At 54.1% G+C, this 14,817-nt stretch carries 13 protein-coding genes; 4 read left to right on the plus strand and 9 right to left on the minus strand.

Going from position 1 to position 14,817, the window contains the following annotated elements:
• Positions 1–142: 142 nt before the first annotated feature.
• Both Pr1d_RS22000 and priA read right to left on the minus strand, forming a co-directional pair.
• A complete protein-coding gene (locus Pr1d_RS22000) occupies positions 143–1,915 on the minus strand; it encodes a sensor histidine kinase (protein ID WP_148075540.1) in 1,773 nt (590 codons plus the stop codon).
• A 180-nt stretch (positions 1,916–2,095) separates the two neighbouring features.
• Positions 2,096–4,396, minus strand: coding sequence for a replication restart helicase PriA (gene priA / locus Pr1d_RS22005; protein ID WP_148075541.1), 2,301 nt, complete (start codon positions 4,394–4,396; stop codon positions 2,096–2,098).
• A gap of 109 nt (positions 4,397–4,505) precedes the next feature.
• Here priA and nadD point away from each other — a divergent pair, with 109 nt between their 5' ends.
• On the plus strand, positions 4,506–5,117 hold the full coding sequence (nadD, locus tag Pr1d_RS22010) for a nicotinate (nicotinamide) nucleotide adenylyltransferase (protein WP_148075542.1): 612 nt from the start codon (positions 4,506–4,508) through the stop codon (positions 5,115–5,117).
• Positions 5,118–5,148: 31 nt separating this feature from the next.
• Here nadD and Pr1d_RS22015 read toward each other — a convergent pair whose 3' ends face one another.
• Complete coding sequence (locus Pr1d_RS22015; RefSeq protein ID WP_148075543.1) at positions 5,149–5,415, minus strand: hypothetical protein; 267 nt, start codon at positions 5,413–5,415, stop codon at positions 5,149–5,151.
• A 277-nt stretch (positions 5,416–5,692) separates the two neighbouring features.
• Between Pr1d_RS22015 and Pr1d_RS22020 the strand changes: the two genes are divergently transcribed.
• Entirely contained in the window at positions 5,693–6,517 is an 825-nt protein-coding gene (locus Pr1d_RS22020) for a sensor histidine kinase (protein WP_148075544.1), read from the plus strand.
• Here the strand turns inward: Pr1d_RS22020 and Pr1d_RS22025 are convergent.
• Positions 6,495–7,109, minus strand: coding sequence for a hypothetical protein (locus Pr1d_RS22025; RefSeq protein ID WP_168205415.1), 615 nt, complete (start codon positions 7,107–7,109; stop codon positions 6,495–6,497). The genes Pr1d_RS22020 and Pr1d_RS22025 overlap by 23 nt on opposite strands.
• Positions 7,110–7,513: 404 nt before the next feature.
• On the opposite strand from Pr1d_RS22025, the gene Pr1d_RS22030 reads away from it, so the two are divergent.
• A complete protein-coding gene (locus tag Pr1d_RS22030) occupies positions 7,514–7,720 on the plus strand; it encodes a hypothetical protein (RefSeq protein WP_148075546.1) in 207 nt (68 codons plus the stop codon).
• A 31-nt stretch (positions 7,721–7,751) separates the two neighbouring features.
• On the opposite strand, the gene Pr1d_RS22035 is transcribed toward Pr1d_RS22030, so the two are convergent.
• The 5 genes from Pr1d_RS22035 to Pr1d_RS22055 form a co-directional block, all read right to left on the minus strand.
• Positions 7,752–8,528: an ion transporter gene (locus tag Pr1d_RS22035; RefSeq protein ID WP_238476566.1), complete on the minus strand. Its 777-nt coding sequence runs from the start codon at positions 8,526–8,528 to the stop codon at positions 7,752–7,754.
• Positions 8,529–8,608: 80 nt separating this feature from the next.
• On the minus strand, positions 8,609–9,061 hold the full coding sequence (locus Pr1d_RS22040) for a hypothetical protein (RefSeq protein ID WP_148075547.1): 453 nt from the start codon (positions 9,059–9,061) through the stop codon (positions 8,609–8,611).
• Positions 9,062–9,680: 619 nt separating this feature from the next.
• The gene (locus tag Pr1d_RS22045; protein ID WP_148075548.1) at positions 9,681–10,373 is read right to left on the minus strand and encodes a hypothetical protein; all 693 of its coding nucleotides are present in this window, start codon (positions 10,371–10,373) and stop codon (positions 9,681–9,683) included.
• 403 nt (positions 10,374–10,776) lie between these two features.
• Positions 10,777–12,120, minus strand: a complete 1,344-nt coding sequence (locus Pr1d_RS22050; protein ID WP_168205416.1) for a prenyltransferase/squalene oxidase repeat-containing protein — start codon at positions 12,118–12,120, stop codon at positions 10,777–10,779.
• 68 nt (positions 12,121–12,188) lie between these two features.
• Positions 12,189–13,943 carry an efflux RND transporter periplasmic adaptor subunit gene (locus Pr1d_RS22055; RefSeq protein ID WP_148075550.1) on the minus strand — a complete coding sequence of 585 codons (1,755 nt, stop codon included), beginning with the start codon at positions 13,941–13,943 and terminating at the stop codon, positions 12,189–12,191.
• A 322-nt stretch (positions 13,944–14,265) separates the two neighbouring features.
• On the opposite strand from Pr1d_RS22055, the gene Pr1d_RS22060 reads away from it, so the two are divergent.
• The gene (locus Pr1d_RS22060; RefSeq protein WP_148075551.1) at positions 14,266–14,811 is read left to right on the plus strand and encodes a cob(I)yrinic acid a,c-diamide adenosyltransferase; all 546 of its coding nucleotides are present in this window, start codon (positions 14,266–14,268) and stop codon (positions 14,809–14,811) included.
• Positions 14,812–14,817 lie beyond the last annotated feature (6 nt).

Here is a 14,817-nt window from a genome sequence, read left to right on the forward strand (position 1 = left end):
TTTGCTAAGAATGGATTCAATGTGAGAAAAAGAAATGGGACGCGGATTTACACTGATCTTGCTGATTCGCGCGGATTGTTACGATGACAATATTCTGATCCGCGAATATCCGCTCAATCCGCGTTCATCCGCGGCTGATTTCTTACTTATTCACCGCTTTCTCAAGTCGCGGTCTTTCTAATTCTTTCAACTCTTCGCTAATCGAGGAAATGCTTGGCGGCTCCTCGTCGACTCTCCACGGCAATACGACCGTGAACTCGCTCCCTTTGCCCAGTTCGCTTTCCACCGTGATCTCACCCCCTAGCAGACGGCACAATTCGCGGACAATCGACAATCCCAAACCTGTGCCGGAGTACTCGCGCGTCATCGCTGTGCCACCGGCGAGCACATTCGAACCTTGGCGAAACTTCTCAAAGATCACGGTCTGCTCCGAGTCGCTGATCCCGACCCCCGTGTCGGCCACGCTCAGGCGAAGTTCCCCCCGTCGGTCGCGTTTCACATTCACCGTGATCCGCCCCCCATCGGGAGTAAACTTGATCGCGTTCGACAAGAGGTTGTTGATGATTTGCTCCACCTTGCTGCAATCCTGCTGCATCGGTGGCAAGGAGGCTTCGACTTGGCAGTCCAACTCGATATGCTTCTTCTCGCTCAACGGCCGCGCCATGTCGCACTGGTTGGCCACGACCGAACCAATGTTGAACTCGCTGGGGCGCAGCTCCATCTTGCCGCTCTCGATCTTTGCCAGATCGAGAATGTCATTGATCATATCCAGCAGTTGCCGACCCGATCGCTGAATGTTGCCGGCATAGCGCTTTTCCTTCTCTTCAAGCTTCTCCAGCGACACGAGCAAATCGCTAAATCCGATAATGCTGTTGAGCGGCGTGCGGAGTTCGTGACTCACGGTGGCGAGAAAATCGCTCTTCACCTGATTCATCTCAAAGAGCCGCATGTTGGCCTCGGCCATTTCATCGATCTTCTCGTCGAGCTCGGTATTGACTTCACGCAGTTCGTCCTGCTGCCGCAGCAGTTGCCGCAACATCCGATTGAACGCAGCCCCCAGATCCTCAAACTCATCCCCCGTATGAATCACGGCGCGTTGTTCGATATCTCCCCCGCGCACCGCATCACTCACATCACGCAGATGCCGCAGCGGCTTGACGATGATGTATCGCACAATGGCGTAGAGGGCCATCATGGACAAGAAGACCGTGGTGATCGCCGCCACAATCAACCAGGCGATATTGTTTTGCTGCGCTCGTTTGATCTCTGCCGCGTCGGTTTCAATTCTAACAACAGCCATCAAGTCGCCAACTTCTAAGTGTGGCCAGAAAACATCCATGATCGGCTTACTGTGGCAATCGATACAACCTTTTTGCGCAAAGACGGGTTCGTAATATTGATAGATCCACCGCTCTTGATTGACTATATCCGGTTGCGTTCCTTCTTGCTCAACGACGACCGCACCATATTCCTTGGCTTTTACGAGCTGCTGATACCATTGCGGCTCAAGTGCAGCAATATCTGCATCGGTTTCTAAACTCTTCCCGATTTTCTCCCAACGAGCCAAGAGATCATACTCGAATTGTTCTTCTGGACTTCCCAGGCCTTGTTCGTTCTTAGGCAACAAGATTTGCCAGGCAACATTCGGACTTCGCAGCATATCGGTAATACGTTCGTCGACACGTTGAATGACGGGATCTTCCTCTTGTTTTTTGAAATGCGCCTCAACCAGAACTGCCTTCGCCAGAGCGTCGCCCGTAAAGCGAGTACGTTCCTCGACAATCTGATTCATCCGATTGCCATACCACCAAAAGCTTCCCGCGATCAGCGGCAATAAGCACGTGCCGAACAACAGCCGGCACTTACGCTCTAAGCTGCTTTCGCCAATCGCACGTTTGAACCCGCGGTAACTCATGAAATAGGAGGTTAGAGGCTGGAGGCTAGAGGTTAGGGTGAGCCGGGTCGTCCTCGACCCCGATTGGCTGGCAAGCTACTTAAATAAGTGCACTTATTCTAGGGTATCAACAGAACCGCGTCCAAGTGCAACGCATTACGTCCTCTCTAGCCTCTTACCTCCAGCCTCCAACCACTATTCTCACATCATATCCCAGGGATCTACATCCACTGCCAGAAAAACCCCGTCGGGCACCTTCCATCGCGTCGTCGCTCTCTGGACAGCACTCCGCAGAGGATCGAGCGTTGGTGCTTGCAGTTGAATTTGGAAACGATAGTGATCCCGCAGTTTGGGTATCGCTGCGGCCGCGGGGCCCATGATTCTTATCCCTTCTTCACCGGTCACTTCTCGCTTCAATCGCTCGGCGAGTCCCTCGGCAACCGCCCGCGCAGTTTCTTCCGCTGGCCCGCGCACAAGTATGCGAATCATCGACCCGAATGGCGGATAGCCAAGCTGCCGCCGCGTGGTGAGATCTTCCTCGGCGAACATTTCAAAATCATGCCGCACTGCCGCGCGGATTGCCATGTGCTCGGGGCTCAAAGTTTGCACTAAGACACGTCCCCCCTTTTCACCCCGCCCCGTGCGACCTGCCACCTGAGCCACCAATTGAAAGGTACGCTCCCCCGCACGGAAGTCTGGCAAGTGCAACGCCGTGTCGGCATTGATTACGCCAACCAAGGTCACGTTCGGGAAGTCCAAACCCTTGGCGATCATCTGCGTCCCCAGCAGAATGTCAATCTCGCCCTTGCTGAATCTGTCGAGCACCTGCTGGTGGCTACCTGCCTTACGCATGCTATCGGTATCCATCCGCTCGCAGGTGTGTTCTGGAAACCGAGCAAGCACTTCGGCTTCGAGCTTTTGCGTCCCCATCCCACCATAGCGAATCGCCGGCGACTTGCAGTCGGGACAATTCACCGGTGGCGGCTCATGGTAGTCGCAATAGTGGCACCGCAGGATCGACTCCTGACGATGAAAAGTGAGTGACATCTCACAAGCCGGACACTCCGCCACATACCCACACGCTGGGCATTGCACATGGGTTGAAAAACCACGGCGATTCAGCAGCAGGATCACCTGCCCTTGGTCCCGCAGTGCCGCAACCATCGCTTGGTGCAAAGGTCGGCTGATTGCACCACGGCTGAATTTCGTGTGCGCCGAATCCCGCAGATCGACCGTCACAACATCCGGCAAGGGTCGATTCGACACTCTGCTTGGCAGATCAAGCCGCGCGAACTCGCTCTGCTCGGTCTTGTACCACGACTCCAGCGACGGTGTCGCGCTGCCGAGCACCAACGGGATCTCCTCGGCCTGTGCCCGCTGCCAGGCCACATCGCGCGCATGATACCGGGGCGAGCTATCCTGCTTGAACGACGATTCATGTTCCTCATCAACAACGATCAAACCCAAGTTCGGCGTCGGAGCAAATACCGCGCTGCGCGCCCCGACAACCACCTGCACCTCGCCACGCGCGATCCGCTGCCATTCGCGATGACGTTCTACGTGTGACTGATGGCTATGCAGCACGGCCACCCCATCAAACCGCGCACGAAATCGCCGCACCGTTTGCGGCGTCAAGCTAATCTCTGGCACCAATACAATCGCCTGCCGACCGTAACCCACCACCCGCTCAATTGCCTGCAAATAGACTTCGGTCTTGCCGCTCCCCGTCACACCAAAAAGTACCATCCCCCGTGCTTCGCCCGATTCGAGTGCCGCATTGATGGCGTCAAACGCCCGCTGTTGATCTTCGTTGAGAACCAATGGTGACTCGCGCTCGGCGGTGATCTCGTCAAACTCACCCGACCGCACGCGTTTCTCGTGAGATTCAATCAAACCCTTTTTCAAGAGTTGCTTGATCGGGCCAGCTGTGCATCCCACCGCATCGGCCAATTGCGCTGTTGTCAAAGTTCTTCCGCAGCCGGCCAGATAGTCCAGTGCTTTGCGCTGCTGTGGCGAGCCAAGTTTCAACTGCCCCATCGTTTCCCGCACATCTTCCGGCACAGCCAGCAGCGTAACCTTGCGTGTCCCCGCTAGCAGCCGCACCCCCGCCGGCACCACCGCTTCGAGCACCTCGCCCCACTTGCAGAGATAATAGTCAGCCATCCACCGAGTGAGCCGTAGCATGGCCGGCGACAACAGCGCGTGCGCATCGATCACTTCCGCCACCGACTTAAGCCGCGCCGCATCGACCAGCTTCGTCTCCAAAGCTACGCAGTAGCCGACTACCTTGCGATTGGATCGCCCAAACGGCACCCGCACCCGCCGTCCGACTTCCAGAAAATACTCGCCCCGCTCTCGATCGCTCAGTGCTTCAGGCACCAGATAGTCGTACTCCCCCGTGGCCCCTTCACCTAATACAACCGTCGCCACCAACCGCTGCGATTGGGCGTCCAACTCCCACTCCGCCGGGGCGTCATCAAACAAACTCTGCTGCTTTGACATGGAGCTGGGATTTGGGGGCTGGGGTCTGGAGAAAGAACACTTTATGTTACAGTGTGTCGAGAAAGATTCACACCGCGTCCTATTCCTCTAGCCCCCAACTCCCAGCCCCATGAAAATCGGTCTCCTCGGCGGCAGCTTCGACCCCATCCATCGGGCACATCTCGCATTCGCCGAGGCTTGCCGCGAGCAGGCGAAGCTCGATCGCGTCTGGTTTCTCCCCACGGCACATCAACCGTTCAAACCGGGCGGTCCTTTCGCGACAAACGCCGATCGTCTGGCGATGCTCAAGTTGGCGTTAGCCGACCAGGCCGATTCCGAGATCTGCACCCATGAAATCGATCGCGGCGGCATGAGCTACACCATCGACACGCTCACGCATCTCACGGAGTCGAATCCCGACACCGATTGGTACCTGCTGATGGGAGCCGACTCACTCGCTGATTTTCCCTTTTGGCGCCGCCCGGCAGACATCTGCCGCCTCGCCACGCCGCTGGTGGTGAATCGTGCCGGCGAACCCGCGCCCAACTTTGGGCACTTGAGTGAAATCGTCTCCCCCGAGCGACTTGCCGAGATCGAGTCCCTGGAAGTCAAGATGCCTCCCCTGGCAATCAGCAGTTCAACCATCCGCGAAGCAATCGCCCAAGGCAAAGAATGGCAATCGCAAGTTCCCGACGCAGTCGCCCAATACATCGTCGAACACAAGCTTTATCTCAACGCATAGCCAGCGAGCCGGGTAGTCCCCGACCCCGGTTTTAAGCCGCCTCAGCAGCTGGCTCTTGCAAGCTCGCTAGCAATATCGGGTGCAAATCACCCAGATTCAACTCCGGCAATTCGCGCAGCGCATCAAGCGTATCGCTCAACTGTTCACGGTGCGATTGTGTCATATCCAGCAGCAGACACTTCCTACCACGAATCGTACAGTGTCCCCCACCCGCACCATCGAGCACCTCTTCGCGAACTTCGTAACCCGCACTTCGTGCCGTCTCAATCGCAATTGATAGCAGTTTCGCAATATGCATTGTCAATTTCCCCTTTCCAACTTTCGAGTTTTCCCCTTTTCTGGGCCAGGATTGTATCGTCTTCTGTTTGAGTCGCCCAGGCGAATCCGTCGATAGGAAGTAATGAGCATAAGTCTCAACCACGAAAAGAGTTAAAGCATTCCAGTGAGTCAAGCTTGGCAAACTGAGTCGCGTTTAACTAATAGCTCAAAACTGAAAACACCCTAGCCGGAGGCACACCTGCCTCCGGAAACAATCCGGAGGGCGTGGCCCTCCGGCTAAGCTGGATGGAGCACGAATGTCAGGCGGACATCTTACCCCCGATCAAGAAATCAAACTTCTCAAGCAACAACTCGCCGAGACCCAGCGGATGGCGGCGCTCGGCGAATTGGCTGGCACCACCACGCACGAATTCAACAACGTGTTGATGACCATCCTCAACTACGCAAAGCTAGGCCTGCGCCACAAAGACGAACCGACCCGTGACAAAGCGCTGAGCAAGATCCTCGCCGCCGCCCAGCGTGCCGAGAAAATTACCAATAGCGTCCTGGGCCTTGCGCGCAATCGCCAGGATGAATTCGCTCCCACGCAGTTGGCGCAGCTCATTCAAGAGTCGCTTATCCTGCTCGAACGCGAAATGACCAAATACCGCGTCAACGTCCGCTGCGAATTTGCCGAAGTCCCTTGCGTACGCGCCATCGGCAACCAAATCCAACAAGTGCTCTTGAACTTGATGACTAACGCCCGCCAAGCAATGCCCACCGGCGGCGAACTCGTAATTCAAATCGCCCACGACCCAGCGGCCAACTCGGTCGATCTAACTATCCGTGACTCTGGCAGCGGTATCCCCCGCGAGCATCTCCCGAAAATATTCGATCGGTACTACTCCACCAAGTCCGGACCCGACGAAACCGGCAAAGGAGGCACTGGCGTGGGACTGGCCACCTGCAAAGACATCATCGACGCCCACCAAGGCCGCATCCGTGTGCAAAGCACCGTGGGCCGCGGCACCGCCTTCGTCATCCGCCTTCCGGTGTTCAAGCAGCAGACCGCCACTTCGCTCCCCATCCCTAAACTTGGCGTCCCAGGCGCAACGCAATTCAGTGCGTCGGCGGATTCGTGAGTCTTTCCTGAATCTCTTCGAGCATCTGCAACTCTACCTCACAATCCCGCCCCAACGGAATCCAGTAGTTACTCAGCCGCGTGCGACTCGTCTGCTCTCTGAGGTTGCTTTGAAGAGGAATGTCCGTGCGAAACGACGCCGCACCGGCTGTCGAGTTCTCTGGCCGAGGCAAATCTTCGATCTCTTTCTGCACGATCGCTTCGACGAACCACCCTCCTTGCTGAGGGATCACGCGGATCTCTGCTCGTCGGCGAATACTCTGAAACGTGCTCTCGAATAAGTTGTATCGCCCCACCGAATCAAATCGCTGCGGTTCTAAGATCGTCGAACCGACCTGCGGAAACGTATCGATTCGCCCCTCGGTGAGCACATTGCCCACCAACTGGACGCGGTTCTCTTGATCCACGCGAAAGTAATCATCCACGACGTCAACGATCTGCTCCCAGGCATAATCTTCATTGGTGACTGGCACCAGCACTCCCTGCGTGACAGGCGGACCTCCCGGCTGCTGAACCACCTGAGGAGACTGGAACAAGGAGTTCCCACCCGGCGCAACAAACGTCGGCTGGGCGGTCGCCGACACTGGAGCCATCGGTGTCACTGGCGCCGGATCAAAATGATGGCACCCTCCAATCAACAAAAACCCTAGCGCGCAGCAAAGCCCAGGGATGGCAATCCCAGGGCGTTTGCGCCAGCAGCTTTGAACTTGATTTACCAACGACGTATTCCTAGCACCTAATTTGCGGCCGCGAATCTTCCCCAAACAATGCCCCTCCCGCAAGGCCGAACCCCTCCCTGCTAGCACGTGTCTACCCTCGTTAAATACCACACGCCGCGATTGTTAGCCGCGATTGCGGAGCGACAGCGTAGCAGAGCGCGTCGACTCCGCTCCACCCCCTCCTGTAACACTTCCCCCAACCTCACGCTTAAACAGACAGAACCAAGAAACCCACGTGCTAGCCAACACCACGGCTCACCAGCACAAGGATCCGTCCCATGAATTCTCAAGATCACAGCTTGCCAGATAGTCCAAGCCGCATACCACATCGTCGCAAAGAAGGCCTACCACCGGCCGGCGACGTCACTGCTTGCATAGAGAAAGAGAATGTAAGCGGCAAGAATCAGGAAGCCCAGGGCTACCCCACCTTCGTGATCACCCCCATCTTCACCGGCGGCATCATCAGCACCATCAGCCGCGTATAAAGAGTTGCCACCCCACTCACGCTCTAGCCTCTCACTCTCTATTCCTAATGTGCCCAGCTTCCTCTTCTTCCATCTCCCGCGCCTTGTGCAGCGCCGTAGCTACCAGACCCGCCGGCACGGAAACTACAGCCAGACCAATCAGCAGAATAAAGAACGTAAAACACCGCCCCCCCACCGTAATCGGATAGACGTCGCCATATCCCACGGTGGTCAGAGTAGCCACGGCCCACCACAGCGCGTGAAATACCGAAGCAAACTTCTCTGGCTGGGCGTCGTGCTCGCAATAATAAATCCCCACCGCGGCCAAATACATCAAGATCCCCGTTACCAACGTAAATAAGACAATCTCTTCTCTGGCGATGTTCAGTGCCCGAAACAACCGGCGGATGGCCTTGTTGTAGCGCACGACCTTCAAAAGGCGAAAGAGCCTCAGGAACCGAAATGCCCGCACTGCACGGAGATCGATGACGTTGCCCAAGAAGAAGGGAAGAATGGCCACCAAGTCCACGATCCCATAGAAGCTACGTATGTAATGCCAGGGATGGTCTGCGACAGCAATCCGAGACAAATACTCGATCGTGAAGAACACAAAGATGGCGAAGTCAATACCGTTGAGCCATTGCTCCGCAGTCGGGCTCAGATGGGGAAGGGTCTCAATGGAGAATGTGACCACCGAGATCAATATGAGGCATTGAACGACAATAGCAAACGCCATCCCGGCCTTGGTATCGGTCTTTTCAATAATCCCCTTGAGTCGCTGCATGCCGTGAAGTTTAGCATCGCCCCCGGCCCATCCGCAACGCGCCATGGTTAGCCGCGCGTACTGATCCCCAGCACAGCAGAGCGCGTCACTCCAACCCCACTCAAAAGCTCAGGACTCGTTTCGCTTCAAGCTGCCTCGGGTACGCCTGCAACATGCACGACCTCGCTCGACAGAGGAACGACTTCCTTTTCGATAGCCTGATGCTCTGAACGAACTGCCACCATATGCAGAACTGCCGGAATGGCCAACACGGCCAAAAACGGACTAGGAAATGTTTCGAGATTCGTATTGAACCAGGCGAACAACCCTCCTACGGCACAGATCGCGAGCAGACTACCCGTCAAAGCGAATCTCTTACTCGCGGCGAGCAGGTAGCTAGCAAAGACGCCCAGTAGCAAACCCAAAAACATGCGAACGCCAAAATAATCGGCATTTCCAGAGAAAATCTCTGGGTAATGACTGTGGAGCAGCCTGTCTGTGGCGAAAGCGGTCCCAAAGAGCAGCGCGGCAATTGCCGAACCATAGATGGCGCCGAGTCGGACAGCGTTTCCATACTTAAAATTGGATAGAGTTTTCATTTCTATCTCCTCTCCTAAAATGCGATTCCGTAACAGCGTGCAACTATCAGCCAAGCGCAGCGTCTGCACAAGATTCTGGAACGGTAGGTTGGTTTAGGTGGGTAATCGAGCACGACTTGCGAAGCTAAACTTCTAACCCAAGTCACGCAGGTGGGAAGATGCTTTCAAATTGTCTGCCGACATACGGCAACAACTTTCAGATCTTGTGTTATTCCGAGTAGGCAAATCGCATGCCGCAATTAGAAAAGCGATTATCTCAGGGAGTTCGCCACAAAAGAATGCTATCTCCTGCAACAACCAAAGAGCGAACCTTTGGCAGCGGTGCTTAATAATGTAGCAAGCTAGCTGGAAAAGCTCGAACGGGTTGCGAGTCCCCTCGGCAAAACTCAGCGTGAATTCATTTCTATCCACCCACTACTTACCGCTCCCTATCCAAACACGCTCTCGAGCAACTCCTCTGACGACCATGGCTCACTTACTTTCCCGAATCGCCAACTTTAGACGTTCCCCATAAAAACAGGCCGGCAACTCTTGCGAGTTGCCGGCCTGGCGGGTTGCAATGCCGCAGCCAAGTGTATTGGGGCTAAAAGCTGATGGCTGACGGCTGGTCGCTTTCTTTTTAGTACTCCGAACCGTCGATGCCTAGTCGCATCTTGAGCGTTTCAAATTGCTCAATGTATTCTTCATTCGTCGAATGCACGTGTTCCGCTTCGGTGATGAATCGCATCTCTTCGCGGCAGTTAAGACCCGCGTCGATCAGTGCACCTTCGTAGGGAGTCAGTTGTTTGCCGTAGACGATCAGCAGTTTGTGTTCGTCGAATTGCACTTCCTGTGGAGTCGTAGGATTCAACACCGCAATGCCCGTGCAGCCGTCGTTTACCAGCAAGTCTTCAAACTCCCAGAGGATACTCTGCAGGATCGGCATGTCGATATGTTCGCGATACAGATCCTGCATGCCGTTCTTGGGATACTGATGGCTGCTTTCCAGCACCACATCAACCACCGGACCTAACGGATCCAACAATTCCATGAACGTCTCGAATACCCGCTCCCGCGAAACCGCCGCCATAACGACCGGCACGTCTTGCTTGGCGTTTTCATCGTGATAAGTGTCATGACGAAAACCTGCCGAGGGGACCACGTCGAGTCCATAGGAAGGACGCACCGCATCGGTCAACTGAAAGCTGCCGTAGCGACTCACACCCAAATGGGCTTCGAGTTCTGCCTCGTTGAGCATCTCGAAGCTGCTGGTGCTTTGGGTACCAAGTTCCTCGTGGAACACGTTGCGGAAGAATTTTTTCAGGAAGCCCATCGGCGAACTCGTATCTGGGTTGAGCAAACTGGTGTAAATAATCTTGCAAACTGGGGAGTTGCCTGGGTCATTGGCAGAGTGGACTTCTCTTTCAACGGGTTCGTCCGACTTCTACTCAAATCTAGGTTATCTCTGGCTGGTCGGTTCCGGAAAAAACGACAAAACCTGTGTCCCAACCATCGCTGGACGCTTGCATGTTGGCATTCGTCCTGCGCTTAGCAAAACGTAGCTCAGCACCTTTTCAAACCCGAGAAAAAAGCCATAAGCCTAGCTACTTTTTCGGCCAAACAGAAAGTCGCAATAGTGTCTTGCGAAATCTTCGCGCTAACCGTACCAGCACGTTGAGAATCAGAAACGCACTCAAGTTACAGAAGGTGCATTCAGGCAACAGCCGCTTGTCGGCTTAGCGGTCAGAAGGCAGACAACGCACCAACGACGAGATCGCCATCGCCGTGCCGTATTGCTGGTGATAATCGTAGAGGATATAGTCCCACCAGCTTCCGTCGCTCTCCTGCAAAGGAAGCAAAACGTGCGCAAGCTGCCCTCGAAAGAAGGGTCGCTCATCTTCTGGCAGCTGGTCAATACACATCGAAGCGTAGAAATGACCGTAATAATAGAAATAACCCGCCACACTAAAATCAGCGTAGTGGGGCGATTGTCCCGGATAATTCCGTTTTCGACTCATGCTGAGCCAGCCGTTGCGAGCAAAAAGCCGATTGAGCCAGTTCTCAACCACCTCATCCGTAACCAGCTTGTCACCATAGAGTCGCAAAGCCAGATTGCAGACCTGCGAGCGGCCCAGGCTTCCCCCTGGCCGATTGATGTCCATCCGCGGTACATATTTGAGATACTCACCATAGGCATACGCAAAGTCGGGATAGCGTTGGCGTTCGATCGAGGCGATCGCCGGCTTGGTCACCTCAGTGGGAACTTCGATGCCAAATTCCTTCTCTGCCTCTTTGAGGGCGATTAGAACTGTAGCTGTGGTAAAGCTGATCGAACTCCCAGTGGGTGTCGCCAGTTTTGCACGCCTCGGATGCGCGGGATTGCCGTACTTGTCCGAATAGGGATCGTCGTAATACCCCCAACCTCCATTGAGAAACTCCCCTGCCGAGAGGCGTTCGATCTGTAGGTCGACCAACTGCTTGAGTTTCTCTTGAAGTTCACTATCCCCTTCTGCTCGCTGGTGCAAGCTAACCGCAGCATGAATGGCATAGGCATGTCCCCACACATTGTAGAGTGCGTAACCCATGTAGTCGTCGTATTGATCCGGGGCACTCCGTTTGAGTTTACTGCCATTCTCCAAGAGCCAGGCCTGACTCCGATCAAGCGAGTCTTCAATTCTTTCTCGAAGTTCACCATCAAACAGATCTCGCGACTCCACCAGAGCCATGATTGCCAACGAAGTGGTCGCCGTGCGGTACGCATTGTGAGCCTCGGGAACTGGAGACCAGATGCGATAATATTTGCCGTTTTGCGAACGCCCCCAGGCACCCTGCTTCAGCTGCGAGCCGAGTAGAAATTCGACGCCTCGTTCGATAGCCTTCGTTATCTCAGCAGCAGAGGGTGGAGTAATGGATGCTGGCTTGGGGCCTTCGACCGACAGGGGATACGGTGTCTTTTCTGCAGAACTTGCCTTGGCAGTCGATGCTGATTCAGCCAGCACGAATTCCGAGCAAGCCAGCAAACTCCACACGAGGATTGCCATCCCGTATGCGATTGTTCGTTGGTAAATAACCATTCTCATGCCCTGGCTTGCCATAGTGAATTCGCTATGCCATGTGCCGCATTGCGGCACGGCCAACGAATCAGACTTCACTGCTCAGCGTCCTCGTCTTCTTTATCTTCATCTTCCTTCAACTTTTCCTTGCTAATTTTATCCCCTTCTACCAATCCCTCAAGAATTTCGACCATATCTCCCTTGGTATGTCCGACCTTGATCTCGCGTCGCTGAGGATCCTCTTCATCTTCAACGAGCACCATGACGTACTTGGTTTTCTCATCCTCTTTGTCAGTCTGCACCAAGTCTTTGGGGATTTGCAAGGCATCTTTTTTCTCGTAGGTGGTCACCTTTGCCTTACAGGACATTCCAGCCACCAACCACTCAGGAAATTCGCTCTTATCCAGCTCGAATTGCATTTCGAACTTTCTGCTAGCACTTGGGATACCTGAGAGGCTCTTTACCGTTCCAGTGATCTCGATGTCTTCATCAGCGGTGGGAGTAATCACCGTGTCGAGGCCTACTTTGAATTCTGAAAAATCCTTCTCGCTCAGTTCACTGATGACATACAAGGGCCGTTGTTCGACAATGGTCATGATCACGGTATTGGGAGGAATAGTGCCGTAAGGAACCAACTTGGAAGAGAGAGTATTAATTTCTCCCCATTTCCCATCAACACACCGACCATAATAAACGGTGCCATCCACCGGTGAGCGAAGTTCCATTAGAGCCCGATCGCTCAGAAGATCAGCATTCTTGCGAACGCTTCTCGCGCGCGCTTCTCGTTTTTGCTCAAGCTCGTATTTTCCGCGAGAAATCCCCAGCTCACGTGCTGTTCTAGCTTTCTCCAAGGAGATCCTCGCTGCTTCCAAGGCGGTTATATAAGTCAGATCATTTCGAGGTAGAGTCACATCCATCGTGTAGTCGCGGCTGGCCGTTTGCAGTTCCATCATCAGCTCGGCAGTATTCACCTCGAACTCCTGACGACGCAGCACAATGGCCTCTGTCTCCTCGGTCAATTCGTCCGCTTCGTACATTTTCTTCAGCTGAGCGAGTTCTTCTTTCTGCGATTCAAGGTCTTCCTTGGCCGAATCAAAACGATATTTTGCAATACGCACTGCAAATGGACGGTCCGTGTTCTGATAGTACTTATGATCCTCGACCAATTGCTCGTAGTTCCGCTCGGCCTCTCTGAAGGCCAAATCAAGCATCTTTTCTTCTCGAGGGGTCTCCTCCTCCGCGAGCATTAGCGATAGCTCGTTCAAACGTAGTTCAATTGATTCGTCTGCCAATCGGTCATCGATACTCTCATCATCAAAACGAACCAACAACTCCCCTTTCTTCACTTCTGTACCGTGCGCCACAGCTTCCAGTACGACGAAACGCGACCACGCATCTGGTCGTACGGCAATTTCCTGCATGTCCGAAGCAACGAAGATTCCGCTCAACTCCTCTTCGATCTTGAGAGGCTTACTCTTGACGACATGAGGTTTGGGATTTTTCTCTTCTTCCTTCTTTTTCTCTGCTTTGTCAGTAGACTCTTTTTCATCTGAGCCTTTGTCCTTGGTATCTTTTTCTTCAGCAGCAGGCTCACTCTTAACTTCTTTCGCAGCTGCCTCCTTTGATTCGGTGGCTGTTTCTTCCTTTTCCTTCGCTTCGGCAGCCTTGTCCGGCTTTTCTTCCTGCTTTTCATCCGCCGCGGTAGAATCCGTCGAATCTTCGGCGGCAGCCTCCTCAGCAGCACTTGATGAGGTGCTTTCCGCGGCAACTACAAGACTTGCCATGAGGACTAATGAAATAGTGCCCAATACTGCCAATAACTTCGTTGGGCATAGGTTTATTCGAGACATCGAGGGCTCCTCGCAAAGGCTCTTGGTGAGATTCCACAGCAGTTCAAAATGGCCTAAAATCGGCGAGCCGGCAAGATAGGAAAACTTTGCGGCCCCTAGATTCTAGCTCTTGGACTGGTGGACAACTAGATTCGCCCCATAAATAGAGGCGATTTTTGATTCGAGAGGGAGACAAAGGAGAGCCCTTCGGCGCACACCGCCGGGAGCCTCATACTTTCCGGTGTTTAGAATCATTCTGCTCACTAGAACAATCAGAGAATTATCCGCACAATCAAACTATCTGCTATTACACGAACAGAACCTATACTCCCAACCGAATGCCATGAAGATTTACACCAAGACTGGCGATGATGGCACGACGGGGCTCTATGGTGGAGGACGTGTTTCCAAATGTGATGAACGAATCAAGGCCTGCGGCACAGTTGACGAGCTAAATGCACTATTGGGAGTCGTGCGTGCCAGCGGCGTATCGGCCTCCGTCGATAAGGTGCTCGGGCATATTCAGAATCAACTCTTTGATCTGGGTGCTGAACTCGCAACCCCCGATGCTTCAAGCAGAGGAACTGACTACTTGCAAGATTCCGACGTCGCCCAACTGGAAGCGTGGATCGATCAATTCGATCCAGCGCTCCCAGAACTAAAGACATTTATTCTTCCGGGGGGGAGCAAAGCAGCAGCGGGAATCCATTTGGCTCGCTCGGTTTGTCGGCGGGCAGAAAGAGAGATGGTTGCTCTCAACCAGCGGTCCTCACTTCGCAATACTATTTTACTCTATATCAACCGATTGGGTGACCTACTCTTTGTACTCGCTCGAACTGCCAACGCCGAGGTAGGTGTTCCTGATGTAGCTTGGCAGAAATCTCGCTAAGAAAAA

This window comes from Bythopirellula goksoeyrii, assembly GCF_008065115.1.
Lineage (GTDB): Bacteria > Planctomycetota > Planctomycetia > Pirellulales > Lacipirellulaceae > Bythopirellula > Bythopirellula goksoeyrii.